Source organism: Paraburkholderia sp. AV2, assembly GCF_054968425.1.
Genome location: NZ_JBANLK010000011.1, coordinates 79,296 through 94,758, shown reverse-complemented (window position 1 = coordinate 94,758; position 15,463 = coordinate 79,296). Strand labels below are relative to the sequence as shown.

At 65.2% G+C, this 15,463-nt stretch carries 14 protein-coding genes; 13 read left to right on the top strand and 1 reads right to left on the bottom strand.

Annotation, left to right across the window (positions count from 1 at the left end; translation table 11 throughout):
- Positions 1 to 45: 45 nt before the first annotated feature.
- Genes hutU through hutG form a run of 5 tightly spaced genes read left to right on the top strand, consistent with a single transcriptional unit; the run spans position 46 to position 5,868 of the window.
- Entirely contained in the window at positions 46 to 1,734 is a 1,689-nt protein-coding gene (gene hutU / locus V8683_RS10985) for a urocanate hydratase (protein ID WP_411191123.1), read from the top strand.
- On the top strand, positions 1,731 to 2,396 hold the full coding sequence (locus V8683_RS10980) for a HutD/Ves family protein (RefSeq protein ID WP_411191122.1): 666 nt from the start codon (positions 1,731 to 1,733) through the stop codon (positions 2,394 to 2,396). The genes hutU and V8683_RS10980 overlap by 4 nt, the downstream gene beginning before the upstream one ends.
- Positions 2,393 to 3,616 (top strand): imidazolonepropionase, encoded by a 1,224-nt coding sequence (hutI, locus tag V8683_RS10975; RefSeq protein ID WP_411191121.1) that lies wholly within the window; start codon positions 2,393 to 2,395, stop codon positions 3,614 to 3,616. The genes V8683_RS10980 and hutI overlap by 4 nt, the downstream gene beginning before the upstream one ends.
- 8 nt (positions 3,617 to 3,624) lie before the next feature.
- A complete protein-coding gene (locus tag V8683_RS10970) occupies positions 3,625 to 5,031 on the top strand; it encodes a formimidoylglutamate deiminase (protein WP_411191120.1) in 1,407 nt (468 codons plus the stop codon).
- Positions 5,032 to 5,061: 30 nt separating this feature from the next.
- Complete coding sequence (gene hutG / locus V8683_RS10965; RefSeq protein ID WP_411191119.1) at positions 5,062 to 5,868, top strand: N-formylglutamate deformylase; 807 nt, start codon at positions 5,062 to 5,064, stop codon at positions 5,866 to 5,868.
- Positions 5,869 to 5,915: 47 nt separating this feature from the next.
- Here hutG and V8683_RS10960 read toward each other — a convergent pair whose 3' ends face one another.
- Positions 5,916 to 6,698 (bottom strand): DeoR/GlpR family DNA-binding transcription regulator, encoded by a 783-nt coding sequence (locus V8683_RS10960; RefSeq protein ID WP_411191118.1) that lies wholly within the window; start codon positions 6,696 to 6,698, stop codon positions 5,916 to 5,918.
- A 183-nt stretch (positions 6,699 to 6,881) separates the two neighbouring features.
- Here V8683_RS10960 and V8683_RS10955 point away from each other — a divergent pair, with 183 nt between their 5' ends.
- The 8 genes from V8683_RS10955 (at position 6,882) to V8683_RS10920 (ending at position 15,456) form a co-directional block, all read left to right on the top strand.
- Positions 6,882 to 7,748 carry a transketolase gene (locus V8683_RS10955; protein ID WP_462847852.1) on the top strand — a complete coding sequence of 289 codons (867 nt, stop codon included), beginning with the start codon at positions 6,882 to 6,884 and terminating at the stop codon, positions 7,746 to 7,748.
- A complete protein-coding gene (locus V8683_RS10950; RefSeq protein WP_411191115.1) occupies positions 7,741 to 8,682 on the top strand; it encodes a transketolase family protein in 942 nt (313 codons plus the stop codon). Before V8683_RS10955 ends, V8683_RS10950 begins: the two co-directional genes overlap by 8 nt.
- A gap of 46 nt (positions 8,683 to 8,728) precedes the next feature.
- A complete protein-coding gene (locus V8683_RS10945; protein WP_411191114.1) occupies positions 8,729 to 9,526 on the top strand; it encodes a GolD/DthD family dehydrogenase in 798 nt (265 codons plus the stop codon).
- Between the two features lie 88 nt (positions 9,527 to 9,614).
- Positions 9,615 to 10,562, top strand: coding sequence for a D-ribose ABC transporter substrate-binding protein (locus V8683_RS10940; RefSeq protein WP_411191113.1), 948 nt, complete (start codon positions 9,615 to 9,617; stop codon positions 10,560 to 10,562).
- Positions 10,563 to 10,632: 70 nt separating this feature from the next.
- A complete protein-coding gene (locus tag V8683_RS10935; protein WP_411191112.1) occupies positions 10,633 to 11,292 on the top strand; it encodes a DUF2291 family protein in 660 nt (219 codons plus the stop codon).
- On the top strand, positions 11,289 to 12,851 hold the full coding sequence (locus V8683_RS10930; protein ID WP_411191110.1) for a sugar ABC transporter ATP-binding protein: 1,563 nt from the start codon (positions 11,289 to 11,291) through the stop codon (positions 12,849 to 12,851). The genes V8683_RS10935 and V8683_RS10930 overlap by 4 nt, the downstream gene beginning before the upstream one ends.
- 19 nt (positions 12,852 to 12,870) lie before the next feature.
- The gene (locus V8683_RS10925; protein WP_411191109.1) at positions 12,871 to 13,953 is read left to right on the top strand and encodes an ABC transporter permease; all 1,083 of its coding nucleotides are present in this window, start codon (positions 12,871 to 12,873) and stop codon (positions 13,951 to 13,953) included.
- Between the two features lie 33 nt (positions 13,954 to 13,986).
- On the top strand, positions 13,987 to 15,456 hold the full coding sequence (locus tag V8683_RS10920) for an FGGY family carbohydrate kinase (RefSeq protein ID WP_411191108.1): 1,470 nt from the start codon (positions 13,987 to 13,989) through the stop codon (positions 15,454 to 15,456).
- Positions 15,457 to 15,463: the final 7 nt, after the last annotated feature.

Here is a 15,463-nt window from a genome sequence, read left to right as displayed (position 1 = left end):
TGGCGTTGCCCTCAGCACCGACTCACCTCGTTACGCACCGACGCCATGAACAATCCGAAATTTGCCGATCCCCGCCTCGATCCCACCCGCACGATCCGCGCGCCGCGCGGCAGTGAGAAGGTCTGCAAGACCTGGCTGGCCGAGGCGGCCTACCGGATGATCCAGAACAATCTCGATCCGGAAGTCGCCGAGCATCCGCACGCGCTCGTGGTGTACGGCGGCATTGGCCGCGCCGCGCGCAACTGGGAATGCTTCGACCAGATTCTCGCGTCGCTGAAGGACCTGAACGAGGACGAGACGCTGCTGATCCAGTCGGGCAAGCCGGTGGGCGTGTTCCGCACGCACGCGGACGCGCCGCGCGTGCTGCTCGCGAACTCCAATCTCGTGCCGCACTGGGCCACGTGGGAGCATTTCCACGAACTGGACCGCAAGGGCCTCATGATGTACGGCCAGATGACGGCGGGCAGCTGGATCTACATCGGCTCGCAGGGCATCGTTCAGGGTACCTACGAAACGTTCTACTCGGTGGCGAACCAGCACTTCAACGGCAACCCGAAGGGCCGCTGGATCCTCACGGGCGGACTGGGCGGCATGGGCGGCGCACAGCCGCTCGCGGCGACCATGGCGGGCTTTTCGATGATCGCGGTGGAATGCGACGAGACGCGCATCGACTTCCGCCTGAAGACGCGCTACGTGGACCGCAAGGCGAAGACGCTGGACGAGGCGCTCGCCATCGTCGAGGAAGCGAAGCAGACCGGCAGGCCGGTTTCGGTGGGCCTGCTCGGCAACGCGGCGGACGTGTTCGCGGAGATCGTGGCGCGCGGCATCGTGCCGGACTGCGTGACGGACCAGACCAGCGCGCATGACCCGATCCACGGCTACCTGCCGCAGGGCTGGACGGTCGAACAGTGGCGCGAGGCGCAGAAGGTGGCGCCGGAGAGCATCGTCCAGGCCGCGAAGGCATCGATGGCCCAGCAGGTGCGCGCGATGCTCACGCTGCAGGCGCGCGGCGCGGCGACGCTCGACTACGGCAACAACATCCGCCAGATGGCGCTGGAGATGGGCGTCGAAAACGCCTTCGACTTCCCGGGTTTCGTACCGGCGTATATCCGCCCGCTGTTCTGCGAGGGCAAGGGGCCGTTCCGCTGGGTGGCGCTCTCGGGCGATCCTGAGGATATCTACAAGACCGACGCGAAGGTGAAGGAGCTGATCCCCGACGATCCGCACCTGCATAACTGGCTGGACATGGCGCGCGAGCGCATTGCGTTCCAGGGGCTGCCGGCGCGGATCTGCTGGGTGGGGGTGAAGGACCGCTATCGTCTGGGCCAGGCGTTCAACGAGATGGTGAAGAACGGGGAGCTGAAGGCGCCGATCGTGATCGGCCGCGATCACCTCGACACGGGTTCGGTGGCGAGCCCGAATCGCGAGACGGAAGCGATGAAGGACGGTTCGGACGCGGTGAGCGACTGGCCGCTGCTCAACGCACTGCTGAACACGGCGGGGGGCGCGTCGTGGGTGTCGCTGCATCACGGCGGCGGCGTGGGCATGGGCTTCTCGCAGCACTCGGGCGTGGTGATCGTGGCGGACGGCACGGCGGCGGCGCACGAGCGTCTGGGCCGGGTGCTGCACAACGACCCGGCGACGGGGGTGATGCGCCATGCGGACGCCGGCTACGAACTCGCGCAGCAGACCGCGCGCGAGGCGGGCCTGAAGCTGCCGATGCTCGGCCGATGAGCGGCGCGCACGCATTGCAGGGTGACACGCGCGTCGCGCTTCTGCGTGGTGCGGACCTGGTGGCGTCGCCGTGGAAGAACGGCGGCGGCGTCACGCGCGAGATCGCGGCGGCGTCTGCCGGCGCGGTGGTGGTCGGTTCGGCGCCCGCCGGCGGGGCGGGTGCCGGGCTCGACGCCTTTGCATGGCGCGTGAGTGTGGCCGACGTTGCGCAAGCCGGCCCGTTCTCGCGCTTCGAGGACGTGGACCGCACGCTGGTGCTGCTCGAAGGCGCGGGCATGCTGCTCGACGAGGCCGGACCGGCCGCGCGCACGCATGCGCTTACGCAACCGCTGGACGTTGCGCGCTTCGCGGGCGAAGCGGCGATCGAGGCGCGGCTCGTGGACGGGCCCACGCGCGATTTCAATCTGATGGTGCGCCGTGGCGCGGCGTGCGGCACGCTCGACGTGTGGCGCACGGCAACGGAGCATCGCTTCACGGCGCAGACAGTGTTGCTGTACTGCGCGCGTGGGCACGTCGAGGCGCGAGTCGATAACGCCGAGCCAGTGACGCTTGCAGCCGGTGACACGCTGCGCATCGACGCGGTACAACCCATCGACATCGAAACGCAGGGCGAAGGCGCGGTGCTGGCCATCGCACTCGATACACAACGAAGCACCCCATGAAACAGACTCTCTGGCACAACCTCAAGCTGTGCGCGCAGGGCGACCCGCGCGAGACGCTCGACGACGCGGCCATCGCCGTCGAGGACGGCAGGATCGCCTGGCTCGGCACCGCCGCGCAGGTGCCTGCGCACCATGCCGCGTGGCCGCGCGAGGATCTCGGCGGCGCGTGGGTCACGCCGGGCCTCGTCGATTGCCACACTCATCTCGTCTACGGCGGCCAGCGCGCGGACGAATTCGCGCAGCGGCTCGCGGGCGCGAGCTACGAGGAGATCGCGCGCCAGGGCGGCGGCATCGTTTCGACCGTGCGCGCAACGCGCGCCGCGAGCGAGGACGAACTGTTCGCGCAGTCGGCCGCGCGCCTCGAACCGCTGCTGGCGGAAGGCGTGACCGCCGTGGAGATCAAGTCGGGCTATGGCCTCGAACTCGCGGCCGAGCGCAAGATGCTGCGCGTGGCGCGGCGCCTCGGCGAACGTTATCCCGTGACCGTGCGCACGACCTTCCTCGGCGCCCACGCGTTGCCGCCGGAGTTCGCGGGGCGCGCGGACGCCTATATCGACGCAGTCTGCGAGCACATGCTCCCCGCCCTCGCCGACGAGGGCCTCGTCGACGCCGTCGACGTGTTCTGCGAGCGCATCGGCTTCTCGCTTGCGCAGAGCGAGCGCGTGTTCGAGGCCGCGGCGCGGCGCAACCTGCCCGTCAAGATGCACGCGGAGCAGCTTTCGAACAGCGGCGGCACGGCGCTGGCGGCCCGCTGCGGCGCCTTGTCCGCCGACCATCTGGAGTTTCTGGACGAAGCGGGCGTAGCCGCCATGAAAGCCGCGGGCACCGTGGCCGTGCTGCTGCCGGGCGCCTACTACTTCATCCGCGAAACGCAGTTGCCCCCTCTCGAACTCCTGCGGCGCCATGAGGTGCCCATTGCGATCTCGACCGACAGCAACCCGGGCACGTCGCCCACGACCTCGCTGCTGCTCATGATGAACATGGCGAGCACGCTGTTCCGCATGACCGTGCCCGAGGTGCTGCTGGGCGTAACGCAACACGCGGCGCGCGCATTCGGCGACAGCGAACGGCACGGCACGCTGGCGGCGGGCCGTCCCGCCGACTTCGCGGTCTGGCGCGTGCAATCGCTCGCGGAGCTGGCCTACTGGATCGGACGCCCGCTGTGCGAGCGGGTCGTGCGTGCCGGCGAGACCGTCTTCGAGCGCCGTCCGAACGCATGAACTCCATCATGACCCTGAATCCGACTTCACGCGCGCTCTTCGCGGCGCACGCGTATCTGCCCGGCGGCTGGCGCCGCAACGTCCTGCTCGAATGGGACGAAACGGGCACCTTGCGTGCCGTTACGCCCGATCTCGTGCAGGCGCCCGAGGGCGTGACGCACGCGGCCGGTCCGCTGCTGCCTGGCATGCCTAATCTTCATTCGCATGCGTTCCAGCGTGCGATGGCGGGCCTGACCGAATATCGCGCGAACCCCACCGACAGTTTCTGGAGCTGGCGCGACCTGATGTACCGTTTCGCGGCGCGCATCACGCCCGACGACCTGGGAGCGATCGCGCACTGGCTCTATGCGGAGATGCTGAAAGCGGGCTACACGTCCGTCTGCGAATTCCATTACGTCCATCACGCCGAGGACGGCCGCCGGTACGGCAACCCCGCGGAGCTGGCGCAGCGCGTGGTGGATGCGGCGGGCGAGACCGGCATCGGCATGACGATGCTGCCTGTGCTCTATCAGTACAGCGGCTTCGGCGCGCAGCCTTCGCGCGACGACCAGCGGCGTTTCATCAATACGCCTGAGCAACTGCTCGCGCTCATCGATACGCTGCGAACCGCACGGCCCGAGCACGGCGCGCTGCGCTATGGCGTGGCGCCGCACTCGCTGCGAGCCGTTTCGCAGGCCTCGCTGCGCGCGATGCTGGAAGGGCTCGACGCCATGCTGCCCGGCGCGCCGGTGCATATCCACATTGCGGAGCAGACGGCCGAAGTGGAAGCTTGCCTCGCGACCGAGGGCGCGCGTCCCGTAGCATGGCTGCTGGAGCGCTTCGACGTGAACGCGCGCTGGTGCCTCGTGCATGCCACGCACGTCGACCCGGCCGAGACCGGCGCGCTCGCGAAGAGCGGGGCGGTTGCGGGGCTCTGCCTCACGACCGAGGCCAATCTCGGCGACGGCATTTTCCCTGCGCACGACTATCTCGACGCGGGCGGTGCGTTCGGCATCGGCTCCGATAGCCACATCGGCGTGGACTGGCGCGCCGAACTGCGTCTGCTCGAATACGGCCAGCGGCTCGTGCGGCGCCAGCGCAACGTGCTCGCGTCGCCGCAGACGGTGCAGGTCGCCGACCGCCTGTTCGCAGGCGCGCTCGCGGGCGGCGCCCGTGCCACGGGGCGCAGCACGGGTGCGCTGGTCGAGGGCGCGCGCGCGGACTGGATCGTGCTCGATCCGCAGCACCCGAACCTCGCGGAGCAGGCCGTCGGTACGTGGCTTTCGTCGGCCGTGTTCTGCGAGCATGGCGAGACGCCCGTGCTCGACGTATACGCGGGCGGCGAACGCGTGGTGAAGCAGCGTCGCCACTGTCACGAAGACCGCCTGTATGCGGATTACCGCAAGGCGCTTGCGCGTCTGCTGTCCAACGCCTGAGCCGATCCGCCCTTCCGATTTCGACGAACCATGACCGACCTCTATACGCTCGAACGCGGCACCGCGCCGCTGCTGATTTCGATTCCCCATCTCGGCACGCGGATTCCCGACGCGCTGCGTGATCAGTACACCGATATTGCCCTGACCGTCGCGGATACCGACTGGCATCTCGACCGTCTCTACGCGTTCGCGAAGGAACTGGGCGCGACGATACTCGGTGCGCGCGTGTCGCGCTATGTGATCGACCTGAACCGCCCGCCGAACGACGAGAGCCTCTATCCGGGGCAGACGACCACGTCGCTGTGCCCGACCGAAACTTTTCGCGGCGAGCCTATCTATCGCGAGGGTTGCGCGCCCGATGCGGCGGAGCGCGAACGCCGCGTGGCGACGTACTGGCAGCCGTATCACGACACCTTGCGCGCGGAACTGCAGCGCCTGCGCGCGCAGCATGCAAACGTGCTGCTGTGGGAAGCGCATTCGATTGCGAGCGTGCTGCCGCGGCTCTTCGAGAACAAGCTGCCGGACCTGAACCTCGGCACGCAGGACGGGCGCACGGCGGCTCCGGACGTGCAGGCGGCCGCTGTCGACGCGGCGGCGGCGAGCGCGTATACGTGGGTGGCGAACGGGCGCTTCAAGGGCGGCTACATCACGCGCCACTTCGGCGCGCCGCGGGACGGCGTGCATGCCATCCAGCTCGAAATGTGCCAGTCGGCCTATATGAACGAGACCGCGCCGTTCGACTATGCACCGGCGCTGGCGGACAAGGTGCAGCCCGTGCTGCGCGAAATGGTGGGCGGCGCGCTGGACGCCGTGCAGGCGCTCAACGCCGCGAAATAGACGTACCGCAAGACGTACGGCGCAACGCTGCCCAGACCGCGTGCGCCTCAGCTCCCTGCTGCCTCGGCATAAATGATTTCGATGCCGAGGCGTTGCAGCCAGGCGGCGTGCTCCGCGCTCAATCCCCTGTCGGTCACGAGGAAGTCGACCCGGTCCATCGCGCCGAAGGTCGCAAACTCCCGCTTGCCGAACTTCTTCGAATCGGCCAATAGCCAGACCGTCTTTGCCGCATCGATCATCGCGCGCTTGACGTGCAGGTCGATGAAGTCCGGATAGGAAATGCCGGACTCGATCGAGACGCCGCCGGCCGCCAGAAATAGCTTGTCGACGAACATGCCTTCAAAGAAAGTCGACGCCTTTTCGCCGGAAACCGCGATCGTCTCCGGTTTGAAGATGCCCCCTGTGAGCATGACGCGATTGGTCGGCTCCGCGCCCAGCAGAATCGCAATGTTCAGCGCGTTGGTCACGATACGCAGGTTCTGCCGCTCCAGCAGATTCTTCGCGAGTTCCGTGGTGGTCGCGCCGCAGTCGAGAATGACGGAGTCGCCGTTTTCGATGAGGCCGGCCGCCATGCGTCCGATCTGCGCCTTTTCCTCGCTGGTCGGAAGAATGTGGGCGTCGTAGGGGCGACGCGCCGTTGGGGCAGGCTCGGACTTCAGGCGCACATTGCCATGCACGCGCTCGACCCGGCCGAGGCGTTGCAGTTCGTCGATGTCCTTCCGGATGGTCGGCATGGATACGCCAAATTCGTTCGAAAGCTCGGAGAGCTTGACGAGCCTTGCGGCCTGCACCCTTTCGAGAATCTTTTCTGTTCTGGTCCTTTGATCCATTCCCATTTCCCCGCAAACCGCCAAGGTTGGCGGGCATTAGACATTGCAGGCTGTATTTTGCCCGATTCGGACGCCCGGCGGCGCTCCCTGGTATTTTCCCTGTTTCTTTTAATTTCTCTTTGACTTTCTAAAGAAAGAAAAGGAAGCTACGATTCAAGCAAACAGGAAGCCCGGGAGCAGGGAATGGAAAATCCCTTCAAGCAGTCCGGCGAGGCGCTTCACCGGCGCGCGCAGGAGATCCGCAAGAAGATCTGTGTCATGAACGCGGCGGCGAAGAGCGGCCATACGGGCGGGGACATGTCCGAGGCGGACATTCTGGCTGCGCTGTACTTCCACGTGCTGCGCTATGAAGTCAACGCGAACCGGGACGGCAACGGCGCCGTCACCTGGCATGACGAATTTATTCTCAGCAAGGGTCATGGCGTGGGCGGTCTCTACTCGTGTTTCGCGGAACTGGGCTGGCTCGAGGAGCGCGAGTTGCTGTCCTATCTGCGGGACGATTCTCGGTTGCCGGGTCATCCGGTCCGCCAGAAGCTGCCTGGCTGGGTGACGGTCAACACGGGCGGTCTCGGCCACGGCCTGCCCATCGCGGCCGGTCTTGCGATGGCGAAACAGCGCCATGCGGCGCGCACCGAAGGCGTGCCGGGCCGGGTCTTCGTGCTGACGGGCGACGGCGAGCTCGAAGAGGGTTCCAACTGGGAAGCCGCCATGTCGGCGGCGCACTTCGAGGTCGCCAACCTCGTCGCGATCGTCGACCGCAATCGTCTGCAACTGGCGGACTTCACGCACAACATCATGGATCTCGATCCGCTCGACGAGAAGTTTCGGGCTTTCGGTTTCGAAGTTCACGACGTCAATGGAAACGATTCTGACGCTATTTGGAAACTAATAGAAAGTCTGGATTACAAAAATAGAAAGCCCAAGGTGGTGATCGCCCATACGGTCAAGGGGCGCGGCGTCTCGTTCATGGAGAACGTTCCCGCCTGGCACCACAAGTTTCCGGACGAAGAACAACTGAAGCAGGCATTGAAGGAGCTGGACCATGCGTAACTTCGCGGATCTGCGCGACGGTGCGGTGAGCGCGTTGAGCCGTCTGACCGAAGAGGGGCAAGACATTGTCGTGATGGTGGCCGATTCCACTTCGACCGCGAAGATCGCGCCTTTCCTCGACCGCTACCCGGAGCGCGTGATCAACGTTGGCATTGCCGAGCAAAACATGGTCGGCATGGCTGCCGGCCTCGCGCTGGGCGGGCATGTCGTCTTTACGGCGAATGCCGCACCGTTTCTTGTGGGACGCGCCAACGAGCAGGTCAAGAACGACATTTGCTACAGCGCCACCAACGTGAAGATGCTCGGGCTCAACGCGGGCGTGGCCTATGGGCCGCTTGCCTCCACCCACCACGCGATCGACGACATTTCGATCATGAGCGGCTTTGGCAACGTGCAGATCTTTGCGCCGTGCGACGAGGTGGAAGTCGTGCAGATGATCGACTACGCAGCGGCGATGGAGGGGCCGGTCTACATCCGCCTCGACAACGCGAAGTTTCCCGTCGTGCACGACGCCACGTACCGGTTCGAGCCGGGCCGTCCCGACGTGCTGATTCAGGGCAGCGGCGTGGCGGTGATCGCGCTCGGGTCGGTGGTGGGCGAAGCGCTCGACGCTTGCGAGCAACTGCAGCAGGACGATATCCATCCGACGCTCGTGAATCTTTCGTCGCTGCGCCCGCTCGATCAGGATGCCCTGGCGTCGATCGTCGAGCGCCACGACGCGGTGGTGACTGTGGAAGAGCACTCGCTGCACGGCGGCGTGGGCGCGACGGTCGCGCTCCTGATGGCGCGGCGCCAGATCCACCGCCGCCTGACCACGCTGGGCGTGACCGAAGGCGAGTTCGCACGCTACGGCACGCGCAAGGGAATTCGCCGCCACTACGGCATCGACGCAGAGGGCATCGTAGCGGCCGTGCGCGCCCAGCTCGCGCGCTGAAAGCGCGGCGGCAGGCGCACCAGGCCCTATCACGGAGACAGACAGGATGAGCATTCAGTACGACATGACGCTGCGTCACGGCGTCGATTTCGATTTTCGGCTGGACGGCAAGGTGGCGGTCGTGACCGGCGGCCTTGGCGGCATCGCCATGGCCACGAACGCCGCGTTGATCGCGAAGGGCGTGCGCGTCGCCATCTTCTACCCGAGCTTCGAGGCGCCGCGCGTGCAGGCCGCGATCGAAGAACTGGGGGCGCAGAACGCGAAGGCTTTTGCCTGCGACGTCGCCAGCGAGGCCGACGTCGAACGCGCCATGCAGGCGGCCATTGCCCATTTCGGCGATCTGCATCTGCTCGTCAACGCGGCGGGCTGCATTACGCTCACGCCGGCCGAGGCGATCGGCTTCGACGAGTGGCAGAAGCAGATTGGCGTCAATCTCACCGGACCGTTTCTCTGCGCGAAGCATTTCGCCCGTCACGTGCTCGCGAGCGGGCACGGCGGCAAGATCGTCAATATTGCCTCGCAGGCCGCGACCGTCGCGATCGACCAGCATTGTGCCTACACCTCGGCCAAAGCCGGATTGATCGGGATGACGAAGGTTCTCGCGAAAGAGTGGGCCGGCCGCGGCATCACCGTCAATACCGTTTCGCCCACCGTCGTGCTGACGCCCATGGGTGCGGCGGCCTGGGAAGGCGAGAAGGGCGAAGCCATGAAAAAGCTGATTCCGGTGGGCCGCTTCGCCTATACCGACGAGATTGCCGCCGCCATTCTGTTCCTGCTCTCGAACGGCGCGGACATGATCACCGGCGCCGACATCATGATCGACGGCGGTTACACCATTTGCTGAGTTCGTTGTGCTCGTGCGGCCTTCGCGGTGGCGGGGGCCGTTTGTTTCATCTTCATCGAAGAAATAGAAAGTGAACCCGGAGACAAACATGTGGAAGAAGCTTGCAGTCACGGCAGCGGTTGCCGCGTCTTTCGTGATGGCCCTGCAGCCGGCCGATGCGCTGGCAGCCGGTAAAGGCACGATCGCGATTCTCGTGAACGCGCTCGATAATCCGTACTACGCCGCGGAAGCGAAGGGGGCGGACACGGAAGCGAAGAAGCTTGGCTACGACACCATCGTGCTGTCGCATGGCGAGGACGTCAACAAGCAGAACGAACTGGTCAATCTCGTGATCGGCAAGGGCGTGAAGGGCATCATCCTGGATAACGCGGATTCGAACAGCAGCGTTGCCACGGTGCGCACCGCGCAGGAAAAGCATGTGCCGGTGGTGCTGATCAACCGCGAGATCCCGAAGGACGGCATCGCCATCGCACAGCTCAGCCATAACAATCTGCAGGCCGGCACCGAGGTTGCGCAGCGCTTTGTCGACACGATCGGCGAGAAGGGCGAATACGTGGAACTGACCTGCAACCTTGCGGACAAGAACTGCGTGACGCGCTCGCAGGCCTTCCACCAGGTGCTGGACCAGTATCCGGACCTGAAGATGGTCGCGCGCCAGGACGCGAAGGGTGCGCTGCTGCCGGGCAAGCAGGCGATGGATTCGATTCTGCAGGAGCACCCGCATATCAAGGGCGTGATCTGCGGTAACGGTCCCGTCGCGCTCGGCGCCATCGCCTCGCTCGATTCGGCGGGCCGCAGCGACGTGGTCGTGATGGGTATCGACGGCAGCAACGACGAGCGCGATTCGGTTCTGGCGGGCAAGCTCAAGGCGACCGTCATGCTGCAGGCGCAGACGATCGCCATTCATGGCGTCGACCTGCTCGACCGCTATATTCGTACCGGCAAGACCGGCGAGCCCGAGCGTCAGTTGTTCCGCGGCATCCTGATCACGAAGGACAATGCCTCGAAGGTGAACGACTTCTACTACACCAAGTAACGGTCTTTGGGTGTGCTACGGGCGCGCCGCCGGCACCGCGCGCCCGTGGAAGTCTTCAAGTGAGGTCGTCATGGTTTCATCCCTTAGCGCTTTGCGCTCCTCTGTTTTCATCGCGGCGATTGGCGCGCTGGTGCTGCTGGAAATCGTCTCGGCCGGAGGCTGCCACGTCGTGACCGATCAGGAGCTGGCCGCGATTCGCAGCCAGGGCCAGCATCACGGCCCCGATCCGGCGAAGATCTTCAGCGAGCAGGTGATCCCTTACGCGGAAAAGAACGCGAAGCCGGCGGCGCAGGTTATCGGCGCGCTCAGCCAGAATTTCGACGACGCGTGCAAGCAGTACGGCTTTCGCCAGAGTGCCGCGTTTCCGTGCAACTTCTGGATACGCGTGCAGGGCAAGGTCACGCGCATCGACACCGCCTCGCGCGTGGGCAAGGCCTATGTGGACGTGAGCCCGCCGGGCGGCGGCGACGCGATACACGTGGCGCTGGAAACGGGGCCCGTCGTGATCGGCACGGGCGTGCGCGACGGCTTCCCCGGCGTGAAATACAGCGACTTCGACGATCAGACGCGCTTTGCCGCCTTCGGCCAGGCGCTCAACAAGCTCGTGGTGGCCCGTGCGGAGCAGTCGCTCAAGCTCCAGGTGGGCGAGAGCGTGGACGTGGCGGCCGTCTACAGCGGCTGGAGCGAACCTTCCGGCGAAATTCGCGCGATACCGGTGGCCTGGAAATGAACGCATTGCAAGGGATCAACCCGGGGATCAACCCGGGGACGAACTCCGCGAACGTCATCGAGACGCGCGGGCTCTCGAAGATCTATCCCGGCACCGCGGCGCTCGTGGAGGTGGATTACAAGGTGCGCCGCGGCAAGGTCAACGTGCTGATCGGCGAGAACGGCGCGGGAAAATCCACCTTGATGAAGCTGCTTGCCGGCGCCGAGACGGCGACTTCCGGCGAGATCCGCATCGACGGCGCCGTGGCGCAGATCAGCGACGTGCGCAGCGCCGAAGCGCACGGCGTGGGCATCATTTTCCAGGAACTGAATCTCTTTCCCGACATGAGCGTGGCGGAGAACATCTTCGCCGGCAACGAGCCGACGCGCGCGGGCGTGATACGCGGCAAGGACGAGAACCGGCAGGCCAAGGCGCTGCTCGATCGTCTGCAGATTCCTATCCCTCCGCGCACGCGTCTTGGCGACCTCTATGTCGGCCAGCAGCAGCTCGTGGAGATCGCGAAGGCGCTCTCGAAGCACATCAAGGTGCTCATCATGGATGAGCCCACCTCGGCGCTGTCGCGCAACGAGGTTGAAATCCTCTTCAAAATCATTCGCCAGCTCAAGGACGAGGGCGTGACGGTGATCTATATCTCGCATCGTCTCGAAGAGATCATGGCGATCGGCGACTGCATCACGGTGCTGCGCAACGGGCGGCTCGTGGCGGAAGACGATATCGCCCGGATCGACATTCCGTGGATCATCGAAGCCATGGTCGGCTCGTCGAAGAAGCGCTTCGCTTTCGAGCAGCACAAGATCGGCGCCGAAGTTCTGAAGGTGACGGACCTCGCGCTCAAGCGGCCGAACGGCATCTATGCGGTCGATCATGTGTCTTTCTCGGTGCGCGCCGGCGAGGTGATCGGCATCTACGGGCTGATGGGCGCCGGGCGCACCGAACTGCTCGAATCGCTGCTGGGCGCGCAGCCGCTCGCACTGGGCGAAATCGAGCTGGCCGGCAAAGCCATTGAAGACCTGCCGATTCCCGGGCGCATCGAAGCCGGCATCGCGCTCGTGCCCGAGGACCGGCAGAAGCAGGGCATGGTGCAGCTCATGTCGATACTCGAAAACATGACACTCTCGAGTCTCGGCAAATTCGCAAGCCGCTTCGCGCTGGGCGCACTCAGGCGCGAGCGGCAGGTGGAGGCCGCCAACGATATCGTCAAGCGCCTCGCGATTAAGGCCGCTTCGGTCGATGCGCCCATCACGTCGCTATCGGGCGGCAACATGCAGAAGGTGGTGATCGGCAAGGCGCTGCTCACCGCGCCGAAAGTACTCCTGATGGATGAGCCTACGCGCGGCATCGACGTCGGCGCGAAAGAAGACGTCTACAAGACCATCAGCCTGCTCGCGCAATCGGGTATTGCCGTCATCTACGCCACTTCCGAGCTGGACGAGGCAATGGCCGTTTCCAATCGTGTCTTCGTGATGGCCAGCGGGAAGCTCACGGCCGTCCTGGAACGCTCCCAGTTCGACAGCGAGCGCATCGTGCGCGCGTCGACACCCGATACCGCCGTGGTTTGAGGCAACCGAGGTCAACACCATGAATACTCCCAACAGCAGCAATCCATCGCTGCACCCGGCTCACGCGAAGCACAACCGGCAAGGCGCCTACAGGGCTTCGCGCATCGCGGTGAACCTGCTCAAGCTGCGCATTTTCATCGCGCTCTTCGCGATCATCATCGTGTTCTCGATCACGGCGGACAATTTCCTCTCGACGGGCAACCTGCTGATCATGGCCAAGCACGTGACGATCGTCGCGATTCTCTCCATCGGCATGACGCTCGTGATCCTCACGGGCGGGATCGATCTCTCGGTTGGCTCCATCGTGGGCATCAGCGGTATGGCCGCCGGCTATCTGCTGCTGGAGGGCGTCCACGTTGGCCATTACGTCGTGTTCTTCAATCCGTGGGGCGTCGCCTTGCTTGCCTGCGTACTGGGTGCGCTGATCGGTGCGGTGAACGGCTATCTGATCACCGCGCTCAACGTGGCGCCGTTCATTGCGACGCTCGGCATGCTTTACGTGGTGCGCGGCGCGGCGCTGCTCGTCAACAACGGCAGCACCTATGCCGATCTGGAGGGTAATGCGGCGCTCGGCAACACGGGCTTCGAGTTCATCGGCAATGGTACGATTCTGGGGCTTTCCACGCCGGTGTGGATCATGCTGCTGCTGGCGGCGGTGACTATCTTCATCGCGCGCAAGACGCCGCTTGGCCGGCGCATTTACGCCATCGGCGGCAACGAGCAGGCCGCGCGCTTTTCCGGCATCCGCACGCATCGCGTGAAACTCTTCGTCTATATGTTTTCGGGCTTCTGTGCCGCGATTGTCGGCCTTGTCATTACCGCGCAGTTGCAGACCGCTCACCCGCTGACCGGCGAGACCTTCGAGCTGAACGCGATCGCCGCCGTGGTGCTGGGCGGCACAGCGCTGATGGGCGGGCGCGGCACGGTGTTCGGTTCGGTCGTGGGCGCCTGCGTCATCAGCATTCTCGGCGACGGCATGGTCATGTGCGGGATCAGCGACTTCTGGCAGATGGTGATCAAGGGTCTCGTGATCATCTTCGCCGTCGTCATCGACCAGTTGCAGCAGCGCCTGCAGTCGCGCATGGTTTCGTTGACCGCGTGAGCCGGCACGCAGCCCTCCTCAGTGGAATGTCACATGCAATACGTTCTGGCCATCGATCAGGGAACCAGCGGCACGAAGGCGCTAGTTTTCGACGCTCACGGGCAGGTTCATGCGCGCGGGTTTGCCGCCGTGCCGTGCACGCATCCACGCACGGGTTTTGTCGAGCAGGATCCTGACGCACTCTACGAATCGGTGCTGAAGTCGGTTGCGATGTGTCTCGCCGAATTTGCGGGCGAGACTCGCGAGATCGCGGGTATCGGCATTTCGAACCAGCGCGAAACGGTGGTGCTGTGGGACGCGGAAGGCAAGCCCATCGCGCCGGCCGTGTCGTGGCAATGCCAGCGCTCGCTCGCGATCTGCGAGCGTCTGAAGCGAGACGGCCTGGCGGATATGATCGCCGCAAGGACCGGACTCCTGATCGATCCGTATTTCTCGGGCACCAAGCTCATCTGGCTCAACGAGAACGACGAGCGCGTGCGCGCGCAAATGGCGGCGGGCAACGCGCGCTTCGGAACGGTCGATAGCTGGCTGCTCTATCGCTTGACGAAGGGGGCGGCGTACTGCACCGACTATACGAACGCGTCGCGCACGATGTTGTTCAACCTCGGGTCGCGCGAATGGGATCGCGAGCTGATCGCGGCGTTCGGCTTGCAGGGCCTGCGTCTGCCCGAACTCAAGCCGTCTGCCGCGTATTTCGGGGCGACCGATTTCGATGGCCTGCTGGCGCAGCCCATCCCGATCGTTTCGATGATCGGCGATTCGCACGCAGCCGCTGTGGGCGAAGGATGCCTGATGCCGGGCGTCGCGAAGGCCACCATGGGCACGGGTTCGTCGATCATGATGAACGTGGGCAGCCAGCCGCAGACGGCGGCGCAGGGTCTTGTCTCGACCTTGTGCTTTGCCACGGCGGCGCGCGTGGATTATGCGCTGGAGGGCATCATCATCAGCGCCGGGTCCACGCCTGCCTTCCTGAAGGAGAAGCTGCGCCTGTTCGACGATTTCGCTGAGGCCGAAGCGGCGTTCACCGAATGCGACAACGGCGGCGTGTTCGTGATTCCGGCGTTTTCCGGCATCGGCTGCCCGCACTGGAAGTATCCGGGTGGAGCCCAGATTGTCGGGCTCAGCTTCTCTTCGTCGTGGCGGAACGTGGTGCGAGCGGCCTACGAATCGATCGTGTACCAGATCAAGGACGTGATCACGGTGATGGAGCGGGCCTCGAATATTCCGCTGCGCGAACTGCATCTGGATGGCGGCCTCGTGCAGCGTCCCTTCCTGCTGCAATATCTCGCGGATACCTTGAACCGTCCGGTCAGCACGCTGGCGCTGAGCGAGATTTCGGCTGCGGGGGCTGCCGCGCTGGCATCGCTCGAAGCCGGACTGATCGCTTCGCTCGATGCCTGGGCGGCAAAGCGGGTGGTCGCGCGGCGCGTGGAGCCCGGCAACGGCGTGCAGGCCGCGGCGCAGAATCACGCGCAATGGCTGCAGTGGATTGGACGTCTTTAAATCGATG